This window comes from Vibrio sp. 970 (assembly GCF_033339075.1).
Map to the genome: position 1 here is coordinate 1 of NZ_JAWOTW010000604.1, position 577 is coordinate 577.

General features: G+C 44.4%; 1 pseudogene. It reads right to left on the minus strand.

The features are described from left to right. Positions 1–46: 46 nt before the first annotated feature. Positions 47–577, minus strand: a pseudogene (locus tag R7Q11_RS28130) (gfo/Idh/MocA family oxidoreductase); the annotation flags it as partial.

Sequence of the window (577 nt, forward strand, 5' to 3'; positions counted from 1 at the left end):
AAAGTGAACTAATGTATGCGTTTCATGCATAGATTGGTTCTAGGGATTAATTGCAATGCACGGCTTGTTCTATACGTTGACAGATCTGCTCTGCAAGCTGGTGGCTCGCTATGTTGCGTTGCACTGTGCTTGTAGCCAGCTTGCCTGATTCAACAACCTTAAACCAATCGAATAGCATAGCGTGAAAACCTTTACTCGTGAGCATTGGTGTCCAATCTTTTAAGTTCAACTTACGTTCTTGATTGTCCTGCCACAATTTACCTTCCACAAACGAATCAAACTCAAATGCTTGGTTGGCATAACATGCCTGAACGCGTTCGTTTGTGATGCCAAAATGACGATTCATTGAAGCGTGTAGTAGGGTATCACCATGTTGCCATTGCACATCCAGACGTGCGAGTTGTTGGCCGTCAAATTGGTGAGTGATGTAGACGTCTTGCAAATCGGCTTTTGCTACAACATTTACGCTGTCTAGCGGGTGAATAAAATCGTCAAAGATGAACGTTCGGAGTTCTCCCGGCAGATTGTGGCGATTTTTCTCCCAACGCAGTGACTTCAAATTAGCGACATCGCCTTT